The organism is Citrobacter amalonaticus (assembly GCF_037053465.1).
Classification (GTDB): domain Bacteria; phylum Pseudomonadota; class Gammaproteobacteria; order Enterobacterales; family Enterobacteriaceae; genus Citrobacter_A; species Citrobacter_A amalonaticus_H.
Window position 1 is genome coordinate 15,593 of record NZ_JBALIF010000006.1, and the last position, 26,377, is coordinate 41,969.

Consider the following 26,377-nt stretch of genomic DNA (forward strand, 5'->3'; position numbering starts at 1 on the left):
GCTATATTGCGGAGAAAATGAGAGCGCAGGGGCGGCATGACGCCGCCCACAAGGGAAGTGCGAACGATTATTTCAGTTCCAGTTCGTTCATTGCGGCGATGCTGAAGCCGCCGTCAACGTGAACCACTTCACCAGAAATACCGCCGGACAGGTCGGAACACAGAAACGCCGCAGTGTTACCGACATCTTCGATAGTGACGGTGCGACGAATCGGGGTAACTGCTTCGCAATGCGCCAGCATCTTACGGAAATCTTTAATACCGGAAGCCGCCAGAGTACGGATCGGACCTGCAGAGATGGCGTTTACACGCACACCTTCCGGACCCATCGCATTCGCCATATAACGAACGTTGGCTTCCAGAGACGCTTTCGCCAGACCCATCACGTTGTAGTTCGGGATTGCGCGCTCAGCGCCCAGGTAGGAGAGCGTCAACAGGGCAGAGTCCGGATTCAGCATAGAGCGGCATGCTTTTGCCATTGCGACAAAGCTGTAGGCGCTGATGTCGTGGGCAATTTTAAAACCTTCGCGGGTGACTGCGTTCACATAGTCGCCGTCCAGCTGATCGCCAGGGGCAAAACCGATGGAGTGAACGAAACCGTCAAATTTCGGCCAGGTTTTTGCCAGTTCTGCGAACAGGGTATCGATGCTTTCATCTTCTGCCACATCGCACTGCAGAACGATGTTTGAACCCAGTTGAGCAGCAAATTCTTCCACGCGGCCTTTCAGTTTGTCGTTCTGGTAGGTGAATGCCAGCTCCGCGCCTTCGCGGTGCATTGCCTGTGCGATACCCCAGGCGATGGACAGTTTGCTGGCAAGACCGGTTATCAGAATGCGCTTACCGGAAAGAAAACCCATAGCTTAAATCCTTATGTTGTCACTTATCTTTGGCTTTATATTCATATAGTTATGGTATAAAAAGCCATAATAAATCGAGAGCAGGCCGAAATTATAGCCCACTATACGCATGGATTGTCACGTGATTTTTACATTGAATCCGCTCAGAAACGAATGGCAGAACACCAAATCGGTACCGTCCGTTTCTATCTGGACCGGTGTACGAAGAGTTCCCGGCCCATCATGACCGTCAGTATTTAGCGGGCAGGCGACGTATCCTTAGCAGCCGGCCGTCTTCTATTTCGATATAACCGCCAGCTTTCAGGTTGGCGAGAATCTTCATAATACTGCTGCGTGATACATGCATTTTCTCGCGAATGTAGCGTTCAGCGGCGATGTTCAGGCGAATCGACTCGGGCTCGTTGCTGAGCGCCATGAGCTGCTTGCAGATCACTTCATAAACCGTCGGGGCGCACAACTGACAGCTATGGGCGTAAAGTTTATTGTTCAGCTCCATCATGTGGCGGCTGAGCGTCTCCCAAAGCCCCTTGTTCTCAATAATGCGATGGGCCTCTTCCTGCTTCAGTATCGCGATTCTGGAGGTCATCTTCGTCACTATATAGGCATCATGCAGCGCGAGTCCGACGATGTTTTTTGCCGCGACCGTCGCGATGAGAAGATTATCGCTATTGCGATGGATCTCAACCGTTCCTGTTATCAGGACATAACAGAAGACAATACCATCCTTAACAAGAGGTAATCTGAGTCCTTTTCCATAACTTCTGGTTGGCGCCCGATCCGCCAGGGCTTCTGCAAGTTCTGTGCTGAAAGAAGAAGACGGGGTCAGCGATGTTGTGAGTGAAAGGTTATCATTCATATAGACAAAATCAATAACTGATTAAAATTTAGTTGCGAAAGATATAAAACACTGAGCAGTAATAGATTTTCAGGCTAATTAAAATTTTTTCGGTAAAAAATTGATTTTTTTTAGCTTGCTTTCGCTGAGTTCAATATATCCGCCAGTACACAGTTCTGAAAGGATTCGCAGAATACCACTACGTGACAGGTAACTCCGGCTTTGAATGTAGTGAAGAACCGTTGTCGATTCGCGGATATTTTCAGGCTCTTCCAGTAACTCATGCAGGAGCGTTCTTATTGTTTCATAGGAGTTAACTTGCGACAAACGGACGTAATGTTCGTAAATGCGACTTGAGATATAAATGAGCAGAAAGGCAAGTGAGGGCCATAACGCCTTTTTCCCAATAATATCTAATGCTTTTTCCAACGGAAGGGTGCTGATAACTGCATCCTCTGAGGGAACGAGAATTAATCTGCTATCAGTCATCGACAGGTTTGATAGCCCAAAAATAAAAGGTGCATTTTCGGTATTCAGCACCAGTTTGTCTGACTGACGGCAAAGGTCTACATGCCCGTTGTGCAGCAGGACACACTGAGGTTGGCCATCTTCGGATAATTTCAATGACAAATCTTCATGTATCGGCATGTATGCTGAAACGGCAGAAAGCGCATCAATTATATCATGTAAGTGTTGTAAGGGTTTTAATTCTCTATGCATATCTCGATCATAGGTTTTCTTTTTAACAGGGGTAATTTTTTCCATAATTGAACATCCGGTTGTAAATTATATTCCAGGTGCGGGATTATGAATGGATAATTTCATTTGATGAAGAGGAGGTTGGCTCTAAAAATACACAATGAATATGTTGAGAGTATTCTAAAGATGCTGTATTTGACGGTGTATTTTTGGACCAACAAAGCAATTGAAATGATGCCGCTCAATGAATTATATTTACTGCGTTCGCCGTAAGTGGCTAAATATAAACTTATTGGTCGAAAATAAGTTCTGAATATTTTCAGTGCATTAGTGTAATAATGGCGTCGGCATTTGCTGACGTTAATTAGGTGTAATTTAAAGTAATCTAGCTCTAAAAAGGAAATTTGTAATGAAAATGAATTTAATCGCTTTTGCTCTGGCGGCGACTGCTGCTGTTTCTATGTCCAACGCTTTCGCAGCAGCCGGCACTGTGAATTTTTCTGGTCAGATTCTTGATGCTGCTTGCACCGTTGACGTTGCGTCTCAGAATCAGACCGTGACACTCGGACAGTACAATAAATCTGAGTTTACTAACGCTGGCGATGTCACCGCTGCTAAAAAATTCAGCATCGTATTGAAAGATTGCCCGGCTGCTGTAACGCAGGCGCACGTCCGTTTTGATGGTACTCCGGAGACCACAGACTCTACGCTGCTGGCTATTGACAGCTCTGCAGCAGGTGCTGCTACGGGTGTCGCTATCAACATGATGAGTGCTGATATGACTCAGTTGCCGCTGCACGGTGATAATAACTACCGCTATACGCTGAGCAGCACTGCTCCAAACTCTCTGGATTTCTACGCACAGTACAAATCCACTGCACAAACCGTGACTGCGGGTCCGGCAAACTCTGTTGCCAGCTTCTCAGTGGTTTATAACTAATTTCTTTGATCGGAAATGCCCGTGAGGCCGTTTACGGCCTCATTTTTTTACCCGAGGTTTAAAATGAACTTTCTCCGCAATATTTTTATTGTCAGCACCCTGATGGCTGCTGGTGTGTCTACAGCAAATGCCGGGGTTGTTATTGGCGGCACGCGCGTGATTTATGATGGCAATAAAAAGGAAGCATCCATCAGTGTGAATAACCCGGATACGAAGCCTTATTTAATTCAGTCCTGGATCGAAACGCAGACTGGTGGAGCAGAGAAAGCGCCTTTTATTATCACGCCCCCCCTTTATCGTCTGGATAAAGATCAACAGAACGTTGAGCGAATTATTTTAACCGGAGCACTCCCCCAGGACAAAGAAAGTCTGTACTGGCTAAATATTAAAGCCATCCCGTCTGCGCCCAAAGTTGAGAATTCCCTGCAAATTGCGGTGAAGACCAGTATTAAATTAATTTATCGTCCGGCGAGCCTGAAGGGTTCTGCACCCGAAGACGTGGCCGATCAGCTTCGCTGGAGCCGGGCAGGTAATAATCTGCAGGTCACCAACCCGACGCCGTATGTTATCAACTTTAACAGTATCAGCGTGGCGGGAAAAAAACTGGACGACGTAAGTTATGTGCTACCAGGGGCGAGTGCGCAGTTTAAATTGCCGGGGGTTACCGCTGGCGCACTGACCTTTACCGTTATTAACGACTTCGGTGGCCCAGGCAAAGAACACCACGCATCGCTGTAACAGCTATGCCGCATTAATTAATGGATTTTGAGTTTAATGATTATAAATAAAATGCATTCATTCAAACCTGCCAGGCTGGCGTTGTGCATTGCGGTTGCGGTCTGTGGTACTGCCTGGTCCGTATATGCTCGTGACGAATTCAACCCCGAACTTCTTGAGATGGTTAATTCGGCGTCAGGAAAAACCGATCTATCAGTATATGAATCGGGTTCGCAGGCGCCGGGCATCTACCATGTTGATGTTATTCTCGACGAGCAGCAGGTGGATACACTGGATATTACCTTTCGCAGCGTCACTGACAAGAACGGTGATACTCTCCTGCAACCCTGTCTGAGTGTCGAACAACTGAAAAACTGGGGCGTGAAAACAGCACTGTTTCCGCACCTCGACGCCGGGGATAAATGTGCCGATCTCAGCGCCATTCCACAGGCGTCAACGGATTTCCAGTTTAGTACCCAGCGTCTGCTCATCAGTATCCCGCAAGCCGCGCTGTCACCTCAGGCGCGCGGCTACGTCCCTCCGGAACAGTGGGACGAAGGCATCACCGCAGTGATACTGAACTATGCCCTCAGCGGTGCAAATAGCTGGCAGCGGGGTAATAACGGGCAAAGCACTGACAGCCAGTTCGCTAACCTGCGTCCTGGCATCAATATTGGGCCGTGGCGCTTAAGAAATTACACGACCTGGAGCCGTGATAGCGAAGGGCAGGATAACTGGGATACCGTTTACACTTATGCTCAGCGGGACATTATCGCGCTGAAGTCTCAGCTTACTGCTGGCGATAGCTCTGCGCCGTCCGATGTTTTTGATGCGATATCGTTTCGTGGGATCCAACTTGCCTCTGATGACGATATGCTGCCCGATTCACTTAAAGGCTATGCGCCGGTGGTACGTGGGATTGCACGCACCAATGCGCAGGTCGTGATACGTCAAAACGGTTACCAGATTTACCAGAGTTATGTCGCACCAGGCGCGTTTGAAATCACTGACATGTACCCGACCGGTGGCGCAGGCGATCTTGACGTGACCATTAAAGAAGCAGACGGTAGCGAGCAGCACTTTGTGGTGCCATTCGCTTCTCTGCCAGTATTGCAGCGTGAAGGGCGATTGAAATACGCCATCACTGGCGGGCAATACCGCTCTTATGACAGCAGTGTCGAGAAAACGCCCTTTGCCCAGGGCACCGTGATCTACGGTCTCCCGAAAGGCTTTACCTTGTACGGTGGGGTTGAGGAATCGAGCAAATACCAGGCTCTGGCTGCCGGTATTGGTAAAAACATGGGTGAGCTGGGTGCGCTCTCAATGGATGTCATCCAGGCCTGGTCCACACCGCAAGACGTAGAAAAGTCGAGCGGCCAGTCCTGGCGGGCACGCTACAGCAAAAACATTCTTGAAACGGGTACCAACTTTGCCATTGCGGGCTACCGGTATTCAACCAGTGGCTATTACGGAATGCAAGAAGTTCTCGACTCCTACAGCAACCAAAGCACGATGATTGATCGCCGTCGCAACCGCATGGAGCTGACCATGAGCCAGACCCTCGGTCAGGATCTGGGATCGCTGATGCTGAGCGCTGTCCGGGAGGATTACTGGAACTCTGAACGCTCCATGCAGTCCTGGAGCGTTGGCTATAACAATGCCTGGAATGGAATTAACTATGGGCTGACGTACACCTACACCAAAAACGGTTCTTCAACGGGAAATGGTGATGAAGCGTACTACGACAAGGATCAGCAACTGGCGCTGAACGTCAGTATCCCGCTGGATAAATTCCTGCCGCAGACGTGGGCTAATTACAGCATGAACGCCAGTAAAGAGAGTGGTACAACGCATACCGTGGGTCTGAGCGGGATGGCGCTGGAAAACAATGCCCTTAACTGGAACGTGCAGCAGGGTTACGGCACCAACGATGTTGGCTATACCGGCAGTATGAACGCTGACTACAAAGCGACCTACGGCGAAGTGACCGCCGGGTATAGCTACGACAAAAACAGCGATCGCCTGAACTACGGTCTGCAGGGCGGGATTCTGGCGCATGCCGACGGTGTGACGTTCAGCCAGCCGTTAGGGGAAACGAATGTGCTGATTAAAGCCCCTGGCGCCAAAGGTGTGAGCGTTCAAAACCAGAGTGGGGCAAAAACGGACTGGCGTGGCTATACCGTCGTCAATAACGTAACTGTGTTCCGTAAAAACGATGTGGCGCTCCTGACCGACTCTTTGCCGGATGACGTTGAGCTTGAGTTAACCAATAAAACCGTGATTCCAACCCGTGGCGCGGTGGTGCGGGCAGATTATGTGGCTAATGTCGGGATGCGGGTGTTAATGACGCTGACCCAGGCAAATGGGCAACCGGTGCCGTTTGGTGCCGTGGTAAGTATTGGTGGACAGAATCAGCAGAGCTTTATTGTGGGTGATGGTGGGCAAGTTTACATAACGGGTTTGAAAAATCAGACCGGAAACTTAACTGTGCAGTGGGGAGAACAGAAACGTTGCATTACAAAATATTCTGTTCCTGAGCATAGTCAAAACAATTTAATTTCTTTATCTGAAATTTGCCGTTAAGGTAAACATTATGAATTTAAGCAATATATTGAAATTTTTTATTATTACCTTATTATTTTCTGTCAAAGTTATGGCAGCCTGCAATAATAACATTAGCACGTACACCAAAACGGTAAGCTTTGGTAATGTTATTGTGCAACGTGACACCGCACCAGGAACTGTAGTGGCGACACAGGCTGTAAATGCACCAGTTAATTTTTCTTGTGGTGGTGCTGGTCCATATCTTTATCAGGAATCAATGCGCACATCATTAACATCTTACGGAAATAATATATACGAAATTGGTGTTCCGGGGTTTGGGATAAGGGTGTCAGAGAATGGCACCGATGGTACTTTGCATCACTACTTCCCCATATCTATTAATGGCTGGACGAATGGATCTGGTACGAATCAAACAAATCTATATAAATTTGAGTTGGTAAAAACTTCAGCAATATCCTCTTCTGGCAATCTTAGGGTTGGAACTATTGCTGATACAGCAATGTATAACCAATTTTATATTGGATATTTCAATGTGGGTGGCGGTACGATACAAGTCGTACAGTGTAATATAAATACACCAAACTTAAACTTTCCTATTGGCAACATATCAGCTTCCTCTTTCGGAAGTACAGTAGGTACTACGCCATCAGGCGCCCAAAATACCCAAAACCTGGGGTTGAATTGCGACGCAGGCACCAATATTAACGTCAGCTTTACGGGGACACAAAACCCGGATGTCGGCACTACAAGCGTACTGGCATTGACAGGACAGGGCAATACAGACGTCGCGAAAGGCGTCGGCGTACAGATTCTTTATAACGGCTCACCGCTGGTACTGAATAATCGTATTGTATTGAAGCAATCCTCAGGCGGTCAGGAAACGTTTCCGTTAACGGCGCGCTATTACCAGACTAAAACTTCAGTGACGCCAGGGACGGCGAATGCCTCGGCCACACTTAATTTGACGTATCAATAATGGAAATAATTATGAATAAATTTAAAATAGCCGCGGTTAGCGCAATACTGACGGGAATGTCCGCAGCTTATGCCGCCGATCCGGTCACGCTGTATATTATGGGCAATGTGGTTGCTTCACCTTGCCAGATTAGCAGCGACAGCGTGACGAAATCTGTGGATTTAGGCCAGAACCTTCAGGCATCGGATTTATCCACTGCGGGTTCATCAACAGCATGGGTTAATTTTAATATCAACCTGACGTCATGCCCGGCCGGAACAACTAAAGCCACCATGACGATGCATGGTTCAGCGGATACCAATAATCCGGCGGATATGTATGCGAGCACCGGAACAGCCAATAATATCGCTGTCCAGTTGCAAAGTCAGGCTGGCGATCTGCTTGGGGACGGAAAGTCAATCACTGGAAATATAGCGAACAACGCTTATTCCTATGCCCTGCGAGCGCGTGCCTATACAAAAAATGGCGGCGTAACGCCGGGAACAATTATTTCAACCGTCACAGCCACGTTTGTATATCAGTAATTATTGTCTGGTTCAGTTCAGGTAATATTAAAGAGGCGAGAATTCTCGCCTCTTTAGTTTACCTGTCTTTCCGCCACGCATCTGCGGTCAGTGCCTCACCAAAGTGACCCGCGATGAGTCGTTTGGTCAGTTCATGCAGCGGGGAGGCCAGAACGTCTGCGGTACTGCCGCGCTCGACAACTTCCCCCTGGTGCATCACCAGCACCTGATCGCTGATGTGCTTCATCATGCCCAGATGCTGGGTGACGTAAATATAAGAGATACCCTGTTTCTCCTGCAATTCCAGCATCAGATTGATTAACTGCGAACGCATCGACATATCGAGCGACGCCAGCGCTTCATCGGCAATAATCACTTTCGGACGCAGGATTAATGCACGCGCAAGGCCCAGACGCTGTTTTTGCCCCGGCGCCAGCATGTGCGGGTAGTAGCTGACGTGATCGGGCAGCAATCCCACCATACGCATGGTCTCAATAATCTGTTTACGCCGCTGTTCCGGGTCAAGATCCGTATTCAGGCGCAATGGAAAATCGAGGATTTGCGAAATACGCTGGCGCGGGTTAAGCGACGTTGACGGATCCTGGAAAATCATACGGATACGCTGGCTGCGAAACGAATAATCGCCAAAGTTAAGGGGAGTGTCATCAATCAGCAACTCACCGCTGGTGGGTTCAACCATACCTGCCAGCATTTTTGCCAGGGTAGATTTCCCGGAGCCGTTTTCACCAATGATCGCCAGCGTCTGGCGCTCGCGCAGCGTAAAACTCAGCGGCTTTACCGCCTCAACGGTCTGACGGCGAAACCAGCCAGTCCGGTAGCGGAACGTTTTACTCAGATTGCGCACTTCAAGCAACGTCTCGACCATGTCACTCACTCTCCATGTTTAACGGGAAATGACAGGCGTAGAGATGATTCTTTGCACCGGTCAGACGCGGCGTTTCAATACATTCTCGCTGCGCGTAGGGACAGCGTGGACCCAGGCGGCAGCCGATAGGTAATTGTTCCAGCAAAGGAATGGCTCCGGGCATCGTATTAAGACGACTTTTGTGCGGCATGGCGCTGCCAAAATCAGGAATGGCGCGGATCAACGCCTGGGTATACGGGTGATGTGGCGTCGTTACCAGCTCTTTGCTGGGGGCGGTTTCCACCGTCTGACCACAGTACAGAACGTTGATTTTGTCCGCCCACTGGCTGAGCATTTGCAGGTCATGGCTGATCAGCAGAATAGTGGTATTACTGTTCTGGTTCAGTCGCGTCAGCAGGCGGAAGATTTGCGCCTGCGTGGTGGGTTCCATGGCGTTAGTCGGCTCGTCGGCGATCAACAGACGCGGCTGATTGGCCAGCGCAATGGCAATCATCACCTTTTGGCATTCACCCTCGGTCAACTCATAGGGGAAGCTACGCATCGCGTCCTTGTGATCTTTAATACCGACACGGTGCAACAGTTCTATCGCGCGACGTTTTCTCCAGCCAATGCGTTGCCACCAGCGGCCTTTGTAGGTCCAGGCCGGAATGTTTTGCATCAACTGACGGCCCACCCGCTCTGAGGGATCGAGACACGACTGCGGCTCCTGGAAGATCATCGAGACGTTATGTCCCACCAGCTTACGGCGTTCGCGCGCAGAGAGGCGCAGCAGGTCGATATCGTCAAAACGCATACGGTCGGCGGTAACGCGCCAGTTATCTTTGGCAACGCCGCAGATGGCTTTGGCTATTAAGCTCTTGCCGGAGCCGGACTCACCCACCAGCCCACGAATTTCACCTTCGCTGAGCGTCATACTGACGCGGTCAACGGCTTTAACCCACTCTTCGCCCGTTTTGAACTCAATCGTCAGGTTGCGGATATCCAGTAATGGCATTATTCCACCCCCGCAATAATGGCGCGACGGATCCCGTCACCCAACAGATTTACCAGCAGGACGCTGATCATGATCGCCGCGCCGGGCAGCATGACGGTCCACGGCGCAACATAGATCAGTTCCAGTGCATCGCCCAGCATTGCACCCCATTCCGGAGAGGGGAGTTGCGCGCCAAGATCGAGAAAGCCCAGCGCGGCGATATCGAGGATAGCCATCGACAGCGCGCGCGTGATTTCAGTGATAAGGCCCGCGGTAATGTTGGGCAGAATGGCGAACCAGAGAATATTCAGCGTGGAGGCGCCATCAAGGCGTGCGGCGATAACATACTCTTTTTCCAGCTCATCGTGGACCATGCTGTAGACCGAACGGACCATGCGCGGCAGCAGCGCCAGCCAGACGGCAAACATAGCATGGGTCAAATGCGGTCCGGCGAAGGCGACCACAATAATCGCCAGTAGCAGAGACGGAATTGATAACAGCGTATCCAGGATATGGTTCAGCACGGCAGAGCGCAGACCGTGCGTCGCGCCGGCCACCACGCCGAGCAGCAAACCACACAGCGTGGCAGCCACGGTCACAATAAACGCGCCGCCGACGGTAGGGGCCGCGCCACTCAGCAGTCGGCTGAGTACATCGCGGCCAAGATCGTCAGTACCGAGAAAGAAAGAGACTTCGCCATAGCGCGACCAAGAAGGCGGCAGCAGTTGATAGCCGAGAAATTGCTGATCGATGCCATAGGGCGCAAACCAGCCGCCAAACAGGCACAACACCACCAGCCCCGCGCAGCCATACAGACCGATCATCGCGGTGGTATCACCATAAAATTTGCGCCATGCGGTGCGCAGCGTACCCGGCGGTCGCTTTTCGCTATAAACGCTATCGTAAGGCATACCATTCCTTATGTTTCAGAGGGTTAGCCATAGCACCCAAAATATCGGATATTACGTTAACGATGATAACCAGCGAACCCACCACCATCACACCGGCGGAAATGGCGGCGTAATCCTGTTGGCGAATCGCGTAAATCAGCCAGCGGCCAAGTCCCGGCCAGCTAAAGACCATCTCGGTAATCATCGCCAGCGTCAGCATGGTTGAAAATTGCAGGCCGAGACGTGGAATAACCGGCGGCAGGGCGTTATGCAGCACATGACGGCGCAGAATGGTAAAGCGCGACAGACCCCGCGTCGCCGCCGCTTTAACATAGTTTTGATCAAACACTTCGATGGTACTGATGCGCATCAGGCGAATCACCTCAGTGGTCGGCGCCACCGCCAGCGTCAGCACGGGCAAGACCATATGCCGTAAGGCGCTCATCAGCATCTCATCACGCCAGGGGGAATCAGAAATCCAGGCATCGACAAGGGCAAGACCGGTGACAGGCTTGACCTCGTAGAGCAGATCAAAACGCCCCGAAACGGGCAGCCAGCCGAGCGTAAGCGAAAAGAAAAGCGTCAGCAGGAGCGCCAGCCAGAATACCGGAATAGAAAAACCAAGCAGGGCGAGGGCGCTGATGAGGTGATCTTGCCATTTGTTACGGGTGATCCCCGCCAGCATTCCCACCGGGATGCCAACCATCAACGCAAAACCGAATGCCAGCGTACACAGCTCCATAGTGGCCGGGAACACCTCTTTTAGCTGTTCGGAGATAAGCTGTCCATTGATGCTCGAAACACCAAAATCCCAGTGAATGAGACCATTGAACCAGAATACCCAGGCATTCCACAACGATGCGCCCTGTAGCGGCGCATGGGGAGTGAAATAGCTGAGGCTGAAGCCGATAAAGGTCAGAAAAAACAGGGTAACCATCAGCAACAGCAAACGACGCAGGGTGAAGATAATCATGGTTTTTTCACCTCATCGTTTTTCTCGCGCGACACCCCCGCGAAAGAGGCGCTACCAAACGGACTCAGCACCAGACCTTTAATATCGTAACGATAGGCCTGCAAACGTAATGACGAGGCAAGCGGCAGAATAGGTAATTCTTTGGCGAGAATGTTCTGCGCTTCATCGTAAGCATCGATGCGGGCGGAAAGTTGCTGAGAAGAGAGCGCCTTACGAAGCACGCTGTCGAACTCCGGATTACACCAGTGGGCGAAATTGGTTTGCGAATTGATGGCCGCACAGCTGAGCAGCGGGCGGAAGAAACTGTCCGGATCGTTACTGTCGGTTGCCCAGCCGGACAACGTCAGATCATGGTTCATGTCCATCAACCGCGCCTCCTGAAAGCGACCTTCAACCGGCACAATCACCACTTTTACGCCCACCTGCGCCAAATCCGCCTGGATAAGCTCGGCAGTTTTCAGCGGGCTGGGGTTCCAGGCCTGTGAGCTGGTGGGTACCCACAGTTGGAGCGTCAGGTTTTCCAGGCCCAGCGCCTTTAATTGCTCGCGGGATTTGGCCGGATTGTATTCTGTAATTTTAGCTTCGTTGTCATATGCCCACGAGGCGCGAGGTAAAATTGAGGCCGCTGTTTCTGCGGTGCCGTAATAGATAGACTGCATCAGACGCTGGTTATTAATGGACAGCGCCAGTGCATGGCGAACCGCCGGATTATTCAGCGGCGGTTTGTCGGTGTTAAAGGCGAGGTAGGCGATGTTCATCCCCGGGCGCAGCGTCAGACGCAGGCGCGGATCGTCGCGCAGGATCGTTAGCTGACTGGCGGCAGGCCAGGCCAGTACGTCACATTCGCCGGTGAGCAGTTTTGACAGACGACCGGTTCCACCGGAACCTAAATCCACAACCACCTGCGGCATCAGCGGTGTACCACGCCAGAATTTTTCATGGCGCTGCAGACGGATAAATTGCCCGGCGCGATATTCGGAAAGCTGAAATGGGCCGGTGCCAACCGGCTGGCGATCGAGCAACTCCTGACGATCCTGCTTTGTTAGCTGGGCTGCATACTCGGCGGACATCACCGAAGCGTAGTGCGTTGCCAGATGCCATAAGAAAGAGGCATCCGGCTGCGTCAGGCGAAATTCAACGGTGTTATTGTCGAGTTTGCGCACGCTTTGTACGTTGTCGGCAAATTGCAGACTGTCGAAATAGGGGAAATTGCTGCCATTAACGTTATGCCACGGGTGTTTGCGATCAAAGATGCGCTGAAAGGTGAACACCACGTCGTCGGCGTTCAGTTTACGCGTCGGGGTAAACCACGCGGTTTTCTGAAACGGCACGTCACTTCGCAGGTGGAAACGGTAAGTGGCGCCGTTGTCCAGCACCTCCCAGCGTTCAGCCAGTTCTGGCACCAGGCGATAGGTATAAGGATCGACATCGAGAAGTCGGTCATAAAGTTGTGCCGCAAGCGTGTCGACAATCAGCCCGCTGCTTGCTTTCTGTGGATTGAAGGTGTTGACCTGTCCACTCACGCAATAGACAAAGCCGCTGCCGCGGATATCTTCACGCGAAGGCATTTCAGGCGCAGCAACAGCCTGACCACCCAGGAGTCCAGCCATCACGATCAGAGACGATAAAACCAGGCGCATAATTTTTAAGGTTTTTAGATTCGATTTGCAAAGTGTATCGCACTATCGCCCGCCAGGTACAAATGTCTGCGGGCGACTGACGTAAATATGCGCAATTATGCAGAAGGACGCGCTAAATCTGATGTTTTTTGAGCAGTGCGCGCAACTGGTGATAGGTCAGACCCAGCAGTTCTGCCGCCCGCTTCTGGTTAAATTTTGCCTGTTGCAGACTGGTTTGCAGCAACGCTTTCTCCTGTTGCTGCTGAAATTCACGTAAATCGAGGGGCAGAGAGGGGCCGGTTGTCGTCGTTTCCACCCCCTCGCTTTTAATGGTTTGTCGCTGAAAAGGATCAATAACAATGTCATCCAGTGGCGCATCGCTGGTGCCATGGCGATACACCGAGCGTTCCACCACGTTCTTCAGTTCACGTATGTTTCCCGGCCAGGTGTAATTCAGCAGCATCTCTCTGGCGTGTGGGGAGAAGCCAGGGAAGAGGGGCAAACGAATTTCACGGCACATCTGAATAGCAAAATGGTCTGCCATGAGCATGATATCCGCCTGTCGTTCTCGTAGCGGCGGCAGTTGCACAACATCAAACGCCAGCCTGTCGAGCAGATCGGCGCGGAAAGTTCCTGCTTTGACCATTGCCGGGAGATCGGCGTTAGTGGCGCAAACCAGACGCACATTCACCTGTAAAGGCTGGCTGCCGCCGACGCGTTCGAGTTCGCCATACTCAATCACCCTGAGCAGTTTTTCCTGCACCAGCATAGGGGCGGTGGCCAGTTCATCCAGAAACAGCGTGCCGCCATCGGCGCGTTCGAAACGTCCTGGGTGACGCTTTTGCGCGCCGGTAAACGCGCCGGCTTCATGGCCGAACAGCTCACTGTCGAGCAGGTTTTCGTTCAACGCGGCGCAGTTAAGTGAAATAAACGGACCTTGCCAGCGAGAGGAGAGGTAGTGCAGACGGTTGGCTATCAGCTCTTTCCCTGTTCCGCGTTCGCCGATAATCAGCACGGGCTTATCCAGCGGCGCCAGGCGGGAAACCTGTTCCAGCACTTCCAGAAAGCTGTTCGCTTCCCCTAACAGATTATCTTTATATTCGGCCATGATGAATTTCACCACTTGTTAGTGTATTTCACCACTTTACCCTGTTTGTTGGTTAAGGTAAAACGATGAATATTAATTAAAATCAATTTGTTAAAAAGTTGGCACGCGGATTGTATTAGAGAATCAGCAGGGCATCGCCCGACATCAAAAATGTGAGGATTGAATTATGGGTATTTTTTCTCGTTTCGCCGACATCGTGAATGCCAACATCAACGCACTGCTTGAAAAAGCGGAAGATCCGCAAAAGCTGGTTCGTCTGATGATTCAGGAAATGGAAGATACGCTGGTTGAAGTGCGTTCTAACTCAGCACGCGCACTGGCGGAAAAGAAACAGTTATCACGCCGCATTGAGCAGGCCACGACGCAGCAGGCAGAGTGGCAGGAAAAAGCTGAACTGGCGTTACGTAAAGAGAAAGAGGATCTGGCGCGCGCTGCGCTGATCGAAAAACAGAAGCTGACCGACCTGATTGCTTCTCTGGAGCATGAAGTGACGCTGGTGGATGACACGCTGACGCGCATGAAAAAAGAGATTGGTGAGCTGGAAAATAAACTCAGCGAAACTCGCGCTCGTCAGCAGGCGCTGACTCTGCGCCATCAGGCGGCAAATTCGTCACGTGACGTGCGTCGCCAGCTTGACAGCGGTAAGCTGGACGAAGCGATGGCGCGTTTTGAATCGTTCGAACGCCGTATCGATCACATGGAAGCTGAGGCGGAAAGCCACAATTTTGGCAAGCAAAAAACGCTGGATCAACAGTTTGCCGACCTGAAAGCGGATGATGAAATCAGTGAACAACTGGCGCAACTGAAAGCGAAAATGCAGCAAGACAAGCAATAATAAAATCTGGCGGTGCCCAGGCGCCGCCGATCATCACCTGTAAGGAGTACTCATGAGCGCGCTATTTCTGGCCATTCCGTTAACCATTTTCGTGCTGTTTGTCTTACCGATTTGGTTATGGCTGCATTACAACAACCGTTCCAGTCGGGGGGATTTATCGCAAAGCGAACAGCAACGTTTAGTCCAGTTGACTGACGACGCGCAGCGCATGCGTGAACGTATCCAGGCGCTGGAGGCCATTCTTGATGCGGAACATCCAAACTGGAGGGATCGCTAATGAGCGGAATTGATCTGAATAAAAAATTGTGGCGCATCCCGCAGAAGGGGATGGTGCGGGGTGTGTGTGCCGGGATCGCGCAATATCTGGATGTGCCGGTCAAGCTGGTGCGCATCCTGGTGGTGCTGTCTGTCTTCTTTGGACTGGCTTTTTTTACGCTGGTCGCCTACCTCATTTTGTCGTTTGTGCTTGATCCGATGCCGGATGACCTGGCCGCAGGAGAGCAGCAGCCGACCAGCGGTGAACTGTTAGATATCGTCGATAAAGAACTGGCCGCAGGCGAGAAGCGTTTGCGTGAAATGGAACGTTATGTCACCTCGGACGCGTTTACTTTACGTAGCCGCTTCCGTCAGTTGTAAGTCATTAAGAGGGCTGAGATGAATAATCGCTGGCAACGTGCCGGGCAGAAAGTAAAACCCGGCATCAAAATCGCAGGAAAACTGGTGCTTCTGACTGCGCTGCGCTATGGCCCGGCTGGAGTTGCTGGGTGGGCGGTGAAATCCGTCGCCCGACGTCCACTGAAAATGTTGCTGGCGTTGGCGCTGGAACCGTTATTGAGCCGTATGGCGGCGACGCTCTCAAAACGCTACGCTGGTCGTTAACCGCTATCGGTTATTATCGTAACAATTAAATCACATCTGGCTTATTAATTTGCGGCAGCTCACAAATACGATTGTTGGGCTGCGCAATTGCTTTTAATTCTCTGGTAATTCCCCCTTTGCTGCATTGACAGGTAATTTTTGCGGGAGTAGTCTCTTTTGTCATGGGACCGCTACCACGGAAAAGTAAAGTGAGTCAGAAAATACAGTGTTACCTGAGAGATATCTATGGCGAGACATTTACAGTGCGTCACTATGAAGTGCTAAAGGCGCGCATAGATAAGTCTTGTCGTTTAATTAATAAAAGGCGCAAACTGCATTGGGATGAGGGTGATGTGGTTCTGATTACCTATGCCGATCAATTTCGCAGTCATAACCGCAAGCCGCTGCCGACGTTTAATCTGTTTTATCGGCAATGGCTGGAAACCCTATTTTCTCATGTTCATTTATTACCTTTTTATCCATGGTCGTCCGATGATGGATTCTCAGTGATTGATTATCATCAGGTCGGGAAGGAAACAGGGGAGTGGAAGGATATTGATGAGTTGGGGCATTCCAGCAGACAGATGTTTGATTTTGTCTGCAACCATATGTCGGCGAAAAGCGAATGGTTCAAAAACTATTTAAATCAGAATCCTGAATATGATGATTTCTTTATTTCCATCCATCCCGACATTGATCTCAGCGCCGTTACGCGGCCACGCGCACTCCCGCTGTTGACCCCGTTTACGCTGAAAGATAATACGGTACGGCATCTCTGGACCACTTTCAGTGACGATCAGATTGACCTTAACTATGCGAATCCTGACGTTCTGCTCGCGATGATTGATGTCTTGCTGACCTATCTGGAAAAAGGGGCCGATTATGTCCGACTGGACGCCGTGGGCTTCATGTGGAAAGAGCCTGGCACGTCGTGCATTCATTTGCCGAAAACCCACCAGTTAATCAAACTGTTCCGCGCAATTGCCGATGAAGTCGCACCAGGAACGGTCATCATTACAGAAACCAACGTTCCGCATCGGGACAATATTTCGTATTTCGGCAATGGTAAAGATGAGGCGCAGATGGTGTATCAATTTTCGCTGCCGCCATTGGTATTACATGCCATTCACCGCCAGGACGTGTCGACGCTATGTGCCTGGGCCACGTCATTACAATTACCTTCCCGACAGACCACCTGGTTTAACTTTCTTGCTTCCCATGATGGGATTGGGCTTAACCCACTGCGCGGTCTGTTACCGGAAGAGGAAATTTTAAATCTGGTGGCCGATTTACAACAGGAAGGGGCGCTCGTTAACTGGAAAAATAATCCTGACGGTACGCGCAGTCCCTATGAAATTAATGTGACTTATATGGATGCGCTCAGTCCTCAGCGCGCCAGTGACGACGAACGACTCAACCGTTTTTTACTTGCGCATGCTATTTTGCTCAGTTTTCCTGGCGTTCCTGCTATTTATATTCAAAGCGTTATGGGATCGCGAAATGATTATGAGGGTGTGAAGACGCTGGGATATAACCGGGCGATTAATCGTAAAAAATATGACGCTGAAAGTATCTCGGCTGAGCTGGAAGATAATAATACGTTACGTCATCATGTATATCATGAGTTATCCCGGCTTATAAAACTTCGACGCCACCATAAAGCCTTTCACCCGGATAGCTTTTTTGCGATAAACACTATTACGCCTGCCGTGATGCAAATTAAGCGTGAAACGGATACAGGAGAAAGTGTCACTGCTTTATTTAATGTCAGCGATAAAAATCAAACGATAACTTACAACGGTCAACAGGGATTTGACCTTATCAGTGAAGCGAATATTCTGGATGGGGAAATAACGCTGCGCCCCTGGCAGATTATGTGGATTAAAAAATAAAAAGGAACGTCTGATGCTCAAAACGAAAATTGTGCTGTTATCAGCACTGGTTTCCTGCGCCCTGATTTCAGGATGTAAGGACGATAAATCCGCCCCTGTTTCAATTGAATTTATGCACTCCTCGGTGGAACAGGAACGCCAGGCCGTGATTACGAAACTGATCGAACGCTTCGAAAAAGCGAATCCGGGGATCAGCGTAAAACAGGTGCCAGTGGAAGAAGATGCTTACAACACGAAAGTCATTACCCTGGCGCGAAGCGGCGCTTTACCGGAAGTCATCGAAACCAGTCATGACTACGCCAAAGTGATGGACAAAGAATCGCTTATCGACCGTGATGCGGTGGCGAATGTGATCCATGAGGTGGGCGAGTCGGCATTCTATGACGGCGTGTTGCGCATTGTGCGTACCGAAGATGGCGAAGCGTGGACAGGTGTACCGGTCAGCGCGTGGATCGGGGGTATCTGGTATCGCAAAGACATACTTGCACAGTCCGGCCTGCCGGAACCTAAAAACTGGCATGACTTGCTCAATGTCGCGCAAAAACTTAACGATCCGGCGAAGAAGAAATATGGCATTGCGCTGCCGACGGCGGAGAGTGTACTGACCGAGCAGTCTTTCTCGCAGTTTGCGCTTTCCAATCAGGCCAACGTGTTTGACGCCCAGGGAAAAATTACCCTCGACACGCCAGAAATGACTGAAGCGCTGGCGTTTTACCGGGCGCTTGCCGCCAACACGATGCCGGGTTCTAACGACATCATGGAGGTGAAAGATGCGTTCATGAACGGCACGGCGCCAATGGCGATGTATTCCACCTATATCCTTCCTGCGGTGATCAAAGAGGGTAATCCGCAAAATGTAGGCTTTGTGGTGCCGACAGAAAAGAGCGCGGCGGTATACGGTATGTTGACTTCGCTCACCATCACCGCGGGTCAGAAGACTGAAGAGACCGAAGCGGCTGAGAAGTTTGTCGCGTTTATGGAGCAGGCGGACAACATCGCTGACTGGGTCATGATGTCGCCTGGCGCGGCGCTGCCAGTGAATAAAGCCGTGGTGGGAACCGCGACATGGAAAGATAACCCGGTGATCAAAGCACTAGGAACCTTGCCAGATCAACTGATTGCCGAGTTACCTCACATCCAGGTGTTTGGCGCGGTGGGCGATAAGAACTTTACCCGCATGGGGGATGTCACCGGTTCCGGCGTGGTGAGTTCGATGGTGCATAACGTCACGGTTGGCAAGGCCGATCTTCCTGCAACCATCAAGGCAAGCCAGAAAAAGCTGGATGACCTTATCGAGCAACGCTAACAGGGAAATGGAACGCCGTGATGAAAAGGTTCTTTTCAGGTCGCTCTGATATGCCATTTGCCATGTTGCTACTGGCGCCCAGCTTGCTGTTGCTGGGCGGTCTGGTGGTCTGGCCGATGATATCGAATATTGAAATCAGTTTTATGCGCCTGCCGCTTAATCCGCGATTTGAGGCCACCTTTATCGGGTTGAGCAACTACACCCGTATTTTATCCGATCCCGGCTTCTGGCATTCGTTGTGGATGACGGTCTGGTATACCGCACTGGTTGTGCTGGGAAGCACGGTACTCGGGCTGGGCGTGGCGCTGTTTTTTAACCGCGAGTTTCGTCTGCGTAAAACGGCGCGTTCACTGGTGATCCTCTCCTATGTCACGCCCTCGATTTCGCTGGTTTTCGCGTGGAAATACATGTTCAACAGCGGTTACGGCATCGTGAATTATCTCGGGGTCGATCTTCTGCATCTTTACGATCAGGCGCCGCTGTGGTTCGACAACCCCGGCAGCAGCTTCGTTCTGGTGGTGTTGTTCGCTATCTGGCGCTACTTCCCGTATGCCTTCATTTCGTTCCTGGCGATTTTACAGACTATCGATAAATCGCTGTATGAAGCCGCCGAAATGGATGGGGCGAATGTCTGGCAACGTTTTCGGATCGTGACGCTGCCCGCCATTATGCCTGTGCTGGCTACCGTGGTGACGTTACGCACTATATGGATGTTTTACATGTTTGCCGACGTTTATCTGCTGACCACTAAAGTCGATATTCTCGGGGTGTATCTCTATAAAACAGCCTTTGCCTTTAATGACTTAGGAAAAGCTGCGGCGATCTCTGTGGTGCTCTTCGTCATTATTTTCGCTGTCATCCTGCTGACCAGAAAACGGGTGAACCTCAATGGCAACAAATAAGCGCAAGTTAGAACGTATCGGCTTTTACTGCGGATTGATCGTCTTTTTGATTATCACGCTGTTTCCCTTTTTCGTGATGCTGATGACGTCGTTTAAGAGTGCGAAAGAGGCGATATCGCTCCATCCCACGTTGTTACCGCAGGAGTGGACGCTGGAGCACTATATCGACATTTTTAATCCGCTGATTTTTCCCTTTGTCGATTATTTCCGTAACAGCCTGGTGGTGTCCGTCGTCTCGTCGGCGGTGGCGGTATTCCTTGGCGTACTTGGTGCCTACGCGCTCTCGCGTTTGCGCTTCAAGGGACGGATGACCATTAATGCCAGTTTCTACACCGTGTATATGTTTTCCGGCATTTTGCTGGTGGTGCCGTTGTTCAAAATCATCACCGCACTGGGCATTTATGACACCGAAATGGCGCTGATTGTCACTATGGTGACCCAGACGTTACCTACCGCCGTGTTCATGTTGAAAAGCTATTTCGACACGATCCCGGATGAAATAGAAGAAGCGGCGATGATGGATGGCCTGAACCGCCTGCAAATTATCTTCCGCATCACTGTGCCGCTGGCAATGTCCGGGCTGGTCTCGGTGTTTGTCTACTGCTTTATGGTGGCCTGGAACGACTATCTGTTTGCTTCGATTTTCCTCTCCAGCGCCAGCAATTTCACCTTACCCGTCGGTCTGAATGCGTTGTTCAGCACGCCGGATTATATCTGGGGACGCATGATGGCGGCGTCGCTGGTGACGGCACTACCGGTCGTCATCATGTATGCGCTTTCGGAACGTTTTATTAAGAGTGGGTTGACCGCTGGTGGCGTGAAGGGCTAAAGCGGCCTGTTTAATCAAGGAGTTGTAAATGAAAAAGTTAGTAGCGACTGCACCGCGTGTTGCGGCGCTGGTGGAGTATGACGATCGTCCAATCAGCGCCAATGAAGTTCGCATCAAAGCGGTCTATGGCGCGCCAAAACATGGGACCGAAGTGGTGGATTTCCGCGCCGCCAGTCCGTTTATTGATGAAGATTTTAACGGCGAATGGCAGATGTTTATGCCGCGTCCAAAAGATGCGCCTCGCGGCATTGAATTCGGTAAATTCCAGCTCGGCAATATGATTGTTGGCGACATTATTGAACGCGGCAGCGACGTGACGGAGTATGCCGTCGGCGATCGCGTATGCGGTTACGCCCCGCTTTCTGAAACGGTGATTATTAACGCGGTAAACAACTATAAACTGCGCAAAATGCCGCAGGGAAGTTCATGGAAAAATGCCGTCTGCTATGACCCGGCCCAGTTCGCCATGAGTGGCGTGCGCGACGCCAATGTGCGTGTAGGGGATTTTGTCGTTATTGTCGGCCTGGGCGCCATCGGCCAGATAGCCGTACAACTGGCGAAAAAAGCAGGCGCGTCCATTGTGATTGGCGTTGACCCGATTAGCCATCGCTGTGAAATTGCCCGTCGTCATGGCGCTGACTACTGTATGAACCCCACCGGAATGGATGTCGGTAAAGAGATCAAAGCACTCACCGGCAAGCAGGGCGCGGACGTGATAATCGAAACCAGCGGCTTTGCGGATGCCCTGCAGTCGGCGCTGCGCGGGCTGGCCTACGGCGGCACCATCTCCTACGTCGCGTTTGCCAAGCCGTTTGCTGAAGGCTTTAACCTGGGACGCGAAGCGCATTTTAATAACGCCAAAATTGTCTTCTCCCGCGCCTGTAGTGAACCGAACCCGGACTATCCGCGCTGGAGCCGCAAGCGTATCGAAGAGACCTGCTGGGAACTGCTGATGAACGGTTATCTGAACTGTGAAGATCTCATCGATCCGGTGGTGACCTTCGCCAACAGTCCGGAAAGCTATATGCAGTATGTCGACAGACATCCGGAGCAGAGCATCAAAATGGGCGTCACCTTTTAATCGTCAGGGAAGATAACAGATGAAAATCGGCACACAGAATCAGGCATTTTTCCCGGAAAATATTCTGGAGAAATTTCGCTATATCAAAGAGATGGGTTTTGATGGTTTTGAAATTGACGGCAAACTGCTGGTTAACAACCTTGCGGAAGTCAAAGCGGCGATCAAAGAAACGGGCCTGCCGGTGACGACCGCCTGCGGCGGCTATGACGGCTGGATTGGCGATTTCATCGAAGAACGTCGTCTCAATGGCCTCCGGCAGATTGAACGTATTCTTGAAGCGCTGGCGGAAGTGGGAGGAAAAGGCATTATCGTTCCCGCTGCATGGGGCATGTTTACCTTCCGTCTGCCGCCTATGACGTCGCCGCGCAGTCTGGAGGGCGACCGAAAAGCGGTCAGCGATTCGTTACGCTATCTGGACAAGGTGGCGGCGCGCACAGGAACAACTGTTTATCTGGAGCCGCTCAACCGTTATCAGGATCACATGATCAACACCCTGGCGGATGCGCGTCGTTACATCGTAGAAAATGCGCTGGAACATGTGAAAATCATCGGCGATTTCTATCACATGAATATCGAAGAAGATGACATGGCGAAAGCGCTGCACGACAACCGCGACCTGCTGGGGCACGTGCATATCGCGGACAACCACCGCTATCAGCCAGGTACTGGCACCCTGAACTTCCACCGACTGTTTGATCAGCTGCGCGAAGATAATTACCAGGGGTATGTGGTGTATGAAGGTCGGGTGCGCGCAGACAATCTGCCTGAAGCCTACCGTCAGTCTTTGGCCTGGCTGCGTACCTGCTAAGAGGTTGCCGTGAAAAGTGCAATGAAACGTCCTCCGCTGCGCGTCGCCATTATTGGCGCCGGGCAGGTTGCGGATAAGGTTCATGCTTCGTATTACGGCACGCGTGAGGATCTGGAACTGGTGGCTGTCTGTGACAGCCGCCTGTCTCAGGCACATGCGCTGGCGGAGAAATACGGTTCAGCGCAGGCCTGGGAAGATCCGCAGGTGATGTTACAGACGGTGAAGCCCGATATCGTCAGCGTCTGTTCGCCAAATCGCTTCCACTTTGAACACACCCTGCTGGCGTTAGAAGCGGGTTGTCATGTCCTGTGCGAAAAGCCGCCCGCGATGACGGCGCAACAGGCACTGACCATGTGCAAGACCGCGCGTCGGATGGGCAAAGTGCTGGCCTATGATTTTCACCACCGTTTTGCCCTGGATACACAACTGCTGCGCGAGCAGGTCATGGCAGGTGTGCTCGGCGAAATTTATGTGACCAACGCCAGAGCGCTTCGTCGCTGCGGCGTACCCGGGTGGGGTGTTTTCACCAATAAAGCCTTACAGGGCGGCGGGCCGCTGATCGATCTGGGCGTCCATATGCTCGACGCGGCGATGTATGTCCTGGGCTTCCCGTTGGTGAAGCGGGTATGGGCGCACAGTTTCCAGAAAATCGGGACACAGAAACATTGTGGACAATTTGGTGAGTGGGATCCGTCAACCTATACCGTTGAGGATTCGCTCTTTGGCACCATTGAGTTTCATAACGGCAGCATACTGCGTCTGGAAACCTCCTTTGCGCTGAATATTCCCGAACAATCCATTATGAATGTGAATTTTTGTGGCGATAAAGCGGGTGCCACCCTGTTTCCCGCCCAGGTGTACACCGATCGCAATGGCGAACTGGAGACGCTTTTTACGCGTGAGCAGGCTGACGATCAGCGCCATTTCCGCAGTATGGAGGCCTTTGTAAACCATGTGCAGGGCGCCCCCGTCACCATCGCAGATGCCGAGCAAGGATTCGTGATACAGCAACTGGTGGCCGCGCTTTATCAGTCTGCCGAAACAGGGATGTGTGTGGAACTATGAGCAAACCAGTCAAATTATCAGAACCGGGATTTTGCCCACAACAGTTGAATAAATACGCCTCATTAATGACCGTGGGTAACGGCTATATGGGTATTCGTGGCAGCCACGAGGAGGCCTACACCCAACAAACGCGGGGGATGTATCTGGCGGGGTTGTATCATCGTGCGGGAAAGGGCGATATCACCGAAATGGTGAATTTGCCGGATGTGACCGGTGTTGACATCTTCCTGAACGGCGAGGCTTTTACTTTACTTGCCGGAACACTTGAACACTGGCAGCGTGAAATTGACTTCTCTGGCGCAGAGCTGGTGCGGTCGCTTATCTGGCGTGCGCCGGACGGGGCGCGATATGCCATTGAAAGTCGCCGTTTCGCCTCGGCTGAACAGTTGCCATTGCTGGCGATGACATTATCCATTACGCCCCTTGATGGCGATGCCACCATAACACTCTCCACCGGTATCGACGCGACCATGACCAACCATGGTCGTCAACATCTGGATGAAGCACAGGTGCGGGTCTTCGGTCAGCATTTGCTGCAGGGGATCTACACAACCCAGGATGGCGCGAGCGATATCTCCGTTTCGACACACTGTTCCGTCAACGGGGAAGCGCATCCCTGCTTCACGGCAAAAGAACGACGGCTGATGCAGCATACTCACGCGCAGGTGAAAGCGGGTGAACGACTGACGCTGGAAAAACTGACATGGCTGGAATGGACAACAGGACGCGATGTGTCACTCGACACCTGGGGACAGCAGGGACTCAGGCGTCTTGAGGCCTGTGCTGCTCAGGGTTACCAGGCGCTGCTGGCGCAATCGGCGGCTAACTGGCGAAACTGGTGGCAGCATCATCGGGTCCAGGTGAGCAGCGTCAACGAAGAGGATCAGCGAGCGCTGGATTTTGCGCTTTATCATCTGCGTATCATGACGCCTGTTCATGATGAGCGTTGCAGTATCGGCGCAAAGGGCATGACCGGTGAGGGGTATAAGGGCCATGTTTTCTGGGATACCGAAGTGTTCCTGTTGCCTTTTCATCTGCTCACTGAACCGGCGATTGCGAGAAACTTACTGCGTTATCGTTGGCGTAATCTGGCGGGAGCACGCAAAAAGGCACGCACGAACGGCTGGCAGGGTGCGCTGTTTCCGTGGGAAAGCGCGCGCAGCGGAGAGGAGGAGACGCCAGAATTCGCCGCCATCAATATTCGAACCGGTTTACGTCAGAAGGTCGCTTCCGCCCTGGCGGAACATCATCTGGTGGCTGATATCGCCTGGGCTGTGGTGAATTACTGGCAGGCGACAGGTGATGAGCAATTCATGTCCCGCGAAGGGCTCACGCTGTTGCTGGAAACAGCGCGGTTCTGGATCAGCCGTGCCGTTGAGGTGAATGGCCGGCTTGAAATTCATGATGTCATTGGCCCGGATGAGTACACCGAACATGTCAATAACAATGCCTTCACCAACTACATGGCGTATTACAACGTGATGCAGGCGCTCTGTTTCGCCCGTCGTTTTGGTGTTACGGATGAGGCGTTTATCGCGCGCGCGGAGCACTTTTTGCAGCACCTCTGGCGACCGGAACGGCAAAAAGACGGCATTTTGCCCCAGGACGATACGTTCCTCAGCAAGCCTGTGATTGACCTGGCAAAGTACAAGGCAAAGGCCGGAAAGCAAACGATTCTGCTGGATTACTCGCGGGCGGAAGTCAACGAGATGCAAATCCTGAAACAGGCGGATGTGGTAATGCTGATGTATATGCTCCCGGAGCTTTTCACCCCGGATGTCTGCCAGGCGAACCTGAATTTCTATGAGCCGCGGACCATTCATGACTCCTCTTTAAGCAAAGCCATCCACGGGATTGTGGCTGCGCGTTGCGGGAATACCCGTCAGGGGTATCAGTTCTGGCTCGATGGCGCACAGATCGATCTTGGCGATGATCCGCACAGTTGCGATGACGGCATCCACGCTGCCGCAACGGGGGCCATCTGGCTGGGGGCGATTCAGGGATTTGCTGGCGTACAGGTGTGTAACGGCGAGTTGCATTTCAATCCGGCTCTGCCTGATGAGTGGCAGCAACTGACGTTTCCTCTTGGCTGGCAGGGAAGTGAACTCTCCGTTTCCCTGACGCATCAGGATGTCCATATTGAAAGTTCAGCGCCAGTGACGCTGTTTCTGAAGGGGAAGCCCGTTACCGTGGCGAACGAATACCACGTTTCATGGGCCGATTTTATTTTATCTGCCAATGGGACCGCTACCACCTAGCGG

At 51.6% G+C, this 26,377-nt stretch carries 26 protein-coding genes; 17 read left to right on the forward strand and 9 right to left on the reverse strand.

Annotation, left to right across the window (positions count from 1 at the left end; translation table 11 throughout):
- Positions 1-67: 67 nt before the first annotated feature.
- From fabI to WB371_RS11565, 3 genes are all read right to left on the reverse strand, one after another.
- Positions 68-856: an enoyl-ACP reductase FabI gene (fabI, locus tag WB371_RS11555; protein WP_336220209.1), complete on the reverse strand. Its 789-nt coding sequence runs from the start codon at positions 854-856 to the stop codon at positions 68-70.
- A 229-nt stretch (positions 857-1,085) separates the two neighbouring features.
- Complete coding sequence (locus WB371_RS11560) at positions 1,086-1,712, reverse strand: helix-turn-helix domain-containing protein (RefSeq protein ID WP_336220210.1); 627 nt, start codon at positions 1,710-1,712, stop codon at positions 1,086-1,088.
- Positions 1,713-1,790: 78 nt separating this feature from the next.
- Positions 1,791-2,456 carry a helix-turn-helix domain-containing protein gene (locus WB371_RS11565; RefSeq protein ID WP_336220211.1) on the reverse strand — a complete coding sequence of 222 codons (666 nt, stop codon included), beginning with the start codon at positions 2,454-2,456 and terminating at the stop codon, positions 1,791-1,793.
- A gap of 343 nt (positions 2,457-2,799) precedes the next feature.
- On the opposite strand from WB371_RS11565, the gene WB371_RS11570 reads away from it, so the two are divergent.
- From WB371_RS11570 to WB371_RS11590, 5 genes are all read left to right on the forward strand, one after another.
- On the forward strand, positions 2,800-3,330 hold the full coding sequence (locus WB371_RS11570) for a fimbrial protein (protein ID WP_336220212.1): 531 nt from the start codon (positions 2,800-2,802) through the stop codon (positions 3,328-3,330).
- A gap of 63 nt (positions 3,331-3,393) precedes the next feature.
- Positions 3,394-4,068: a molecular chaperone gene (locus tag WB371_RS11575; protein WP_336220213.1), complete on the forward strand. Its 675-nt coding sequence runs from the start codon at positions 3,394-3,396 to the stop codon at positions 4,066-4,068.
- Between the two features lie 51 nt (positions 4,069-4,119).
- On the forward strand, positions 4,120-6,630 hold the full coding sequence (locus WB371_RS11580) for a fimbria/pilus outer membrane usher protein (RefSeq protein ID WP_336220214.1): 2,511 nt from the start codon (positions 4,120-4,122) through the stop codon (positions 6,628-6,630).
- A gap of 10 nt (positions 6,631-6,640) precedes the next feature.
- Positions 6,641-7,588 (forward strand): fimbrial protein, encoded by a 948-nt coding sequence (locus WB371_RS11585; protein ID WP_336220215.1) that lies wholly within the window; start codon positions 6,641-6,643, stop codon positions 7,586-7,588.
- An 11-nt stretch (positions 7,589-7,599) separates the two neighbouring features.
- Positions 7,600-8,112, forward strand: a complete 513-nt coding sequence (locus WB371_RS11590) for a fimbrial protein (RefSeq protein ID WP_336220216.1) — start codon at positions 7,600-7,602, stop codon at positions 8,110-8,112.
- A 58-nt stretch (positions 8,113-8,170) separates the two neighbouring features.
- Here the strand turns inward: WB371_RS11590 and sapF are convergent, their stop codons facing one another.
- From sapF to pspF, 6 genes are all read right to left on the reverse strand, one after another.
- Positions 8,171-8,977 (reverse strand): peptide ABC transporter ATP-binding protein SapF, encoded by an 807-nt coding sequence (gene sapF, locus WB371_RS11595; RefSeq protein ID WP_336220217.1) that lies wholly within the window; start codon positions 8,975-8,977, stop codon positions 8,171-8,173.
- A 1-nt stretch (position 8,978) separates the two neighbouring features.
- Complete coding sequence (gene sapD, locus WB371_RS11600) at positions 8,979-9,971, reverse strand: peptide ABC transporter ATP-binding protein SapD (RefSeq protein WP_336220218.1); 993 nt, start codon at positions 9,969-9,971, stop codon at positions 8,979-8,981.
- Positions 9,971-10,861: a peptide ABC transporter permease SapC gene (sapC, locus tag WB371_RS11605; RefSeq protein ID WP_336220219.1), complete on the reverse strand. Its 891-nt coding sequence runs from the start codon at positions 10,859-10,861 to the stop codon at positions 9,971-9,973. The genes sapD and sapC overlap by 1 nt, the downstream gene beginning before the upstream one ends.
- Positions 10,848-11,813: a peptide ABC transporter permease SapB gene (sapB, locus tag WB371_RS11610; protein ID WP_336220220.1), complete on the reverse strand. Its 966-nt coding sequence runs from the start codon at positions 11,811-11,813 to the stop codon at positions 10,848-10,850. The genes sapC and sapB overlap by 14 nt, the downstream gene beginning before the upstream one ends.
- Positions 11,810-13,453 carry an ABC transporter substrate-binding protein SapA gene (sapA, locus tag WB371_RS11615; protein ID WP_336220221.1) on the reverse strand — a complete coding sequence of 548 codons (1,644 nt, stop codon included), beginning with the start codon at positions 13,451-13,453 and terminating at the stop codon, positions 11,810-11,812. The genes sapB and sapA overlap by 4 nt, the downstream gene beginning before the upstream one ends.
- A gap of 112 nt (positions 13,454-13,565) precedes the next feature.
- On the reverse strand, positions 13,566-14,540 hold the full coding sequence (pspF, locus tag WB371_RS11620) for a phage shock protein operon transcriptional activator (protein WP_336220222.1): 975 nt from the start codon (positions 14,538-14,540) through the stop codon (positions 13,566-13,568).
- A gap of 166 nt (positions 14,541-14,706) precedes the next feature.
- Here pspF and pspA point away from each other — a divergent pair, with 166 nt between their 5' ends.
- The 12 genes from pspA (at position 14,707) to WB371_RS11680 (ending at position 26,374) form a co-directional block, all read left to right on the forward strand.
- A complete protein-coding gene (gene pspA / locus WB371_RS11625; RefSeq protein WP_336220223.1) occupies positions 14,707-15,375 on the forward strand; it encodes a phage shock protein PspA in 669 nt (222 codons plus the stop codon).
- A gap of 52 nt (positions 15,376-15,427) precedes the next feature.
- Entirely contained in the window at positions 15,428-15,652 is a 225-nt protein-coding gene (gene pspB, locus WB371_RS11630; protein WP_336220224.1) for an envelope stress response membrane protein PspB, read from the forward strand.
- Positions 15,652-16,011: an envelope stress response membrane protein PspC gene (pspC, locus tag WB371_RS11635; protein WP_336220225.1), complete on the forward strand. Its 360-nt coding sequence runs from the start codon at positions 15,652-15,654 to the stop codon at positions 16,009-16,011. The genes pspB and pspC overlap by 1 nt, the downstream gene beginning before the upstream one ends.
- A gap of 18 nt (positions 16,012-16,029) precedes the next feature.
- Positions 16,030-16,254, forward strand: a complete 225-nt coding sequence (gene pspD, locus WB371_RS11640) for a phage shock protein PspD (protein ID WP_336220226.1) — start codon at positions 16,030-16,032, stop codon at positions 16,252-16,254.
- A gap of 161 nt (positions 16,255-16,415) precedes the next feature.
- On the forward strand, positions 16,416-18,125 hold the full coding sequence (locus tag WB371_RS11645) for a sugar phosphorylase (protein WP_336220227.1): 1,710 nt from the start codon (positions 16,416-16,418) through the stop codon (positions 18,123-18,125).
- A gap of 13 nt (positions 18,126-18,138) precedes the next feature.
- Positions 18,139-19,431: an ABC transporter substrate-binding protein gene (locus tag WB371_RS11650; RefSeq protein ID WP_336220228.1), complete on the forward strand. Its 1,293-nt coding sequence runs from the start codon at positions 18,139-18,141 to the stop codon at positions 19,429-19,431.
- 20 nt (positions 19,432-19,451) lie between these two features.
- On the forward strand, positions 19,452-20,333 hold the full coding sequence (locus WB371_RS11655; protein ID WP_336220229.1) for a sugar ABC transporter permease: 882 nt from the start codon (positions 19,452-19,454) through the stop codon (positions 20,331-20,333).
- A complete protein-coding gene (locus tag WB371_RS11660; protein ID WP_336220230.1) occupies positions 20,320-21,162 on the forward strand; it encodes a carbohydrate ABC transporter permease in 843 nt (280 codons plus the stop codon). Before WB371_RS11655 ends, WB371_RS11660 begins: the two co-directional genes overlap by 14 nt.
- Positions 21,163-21,190: 28 nt before the next feature.
- Positions 21,191-22,243, forward strand: a complete 1,053-nt coding sequence (locus tag WB371_RS11665; protein ID WP_336220231.1) for a zinc-binding alcohol dehydrogenase — start codon at positions 21,191-21,193, stop codon at positions 22,241-22,243.
- Between the two features lie 19 nt (positions 22,244-22,262).
- A complete protein-coding gene (locus WB371_RS11670) occupies positions 22,263-23,051 on the forward strand; it encodes a sugar phosphate isomerase/epimerase (protein WP_336220232.1) in 789 nt (262 codons plus the stop codon).
- Positions 23,052-23,060: 9 nt separating this feature from the next.
- Positions 23,061-24,116, forward strand: a complete 1,056-nt coding sequence (locus WB371_RS11675; RefSeq protein ID WP_336220233.1) for a Gfo/Idh/MocA family oxidoreductase — start codon at positions 23,061-23,063, stop codon at positions 24,114-24,116.
- Positions 24,113-26,374, forward strand: a complete 2,262-nt coding sequence (locus WB371_RS11680; RefSeq protein WP_336220234.1) for a glycoside hydrolase family 65 protein — start codon at positions 24,113-24,115, stop codon at positions 26,372-26,374. The genes WB371_RS11675 and WB371_RS11680 overlap by 4 nt, the downstream gene beginning before the upstream one ends.
- Positions 26,375-26,377 lie beyond the last annotated feature (3 nt).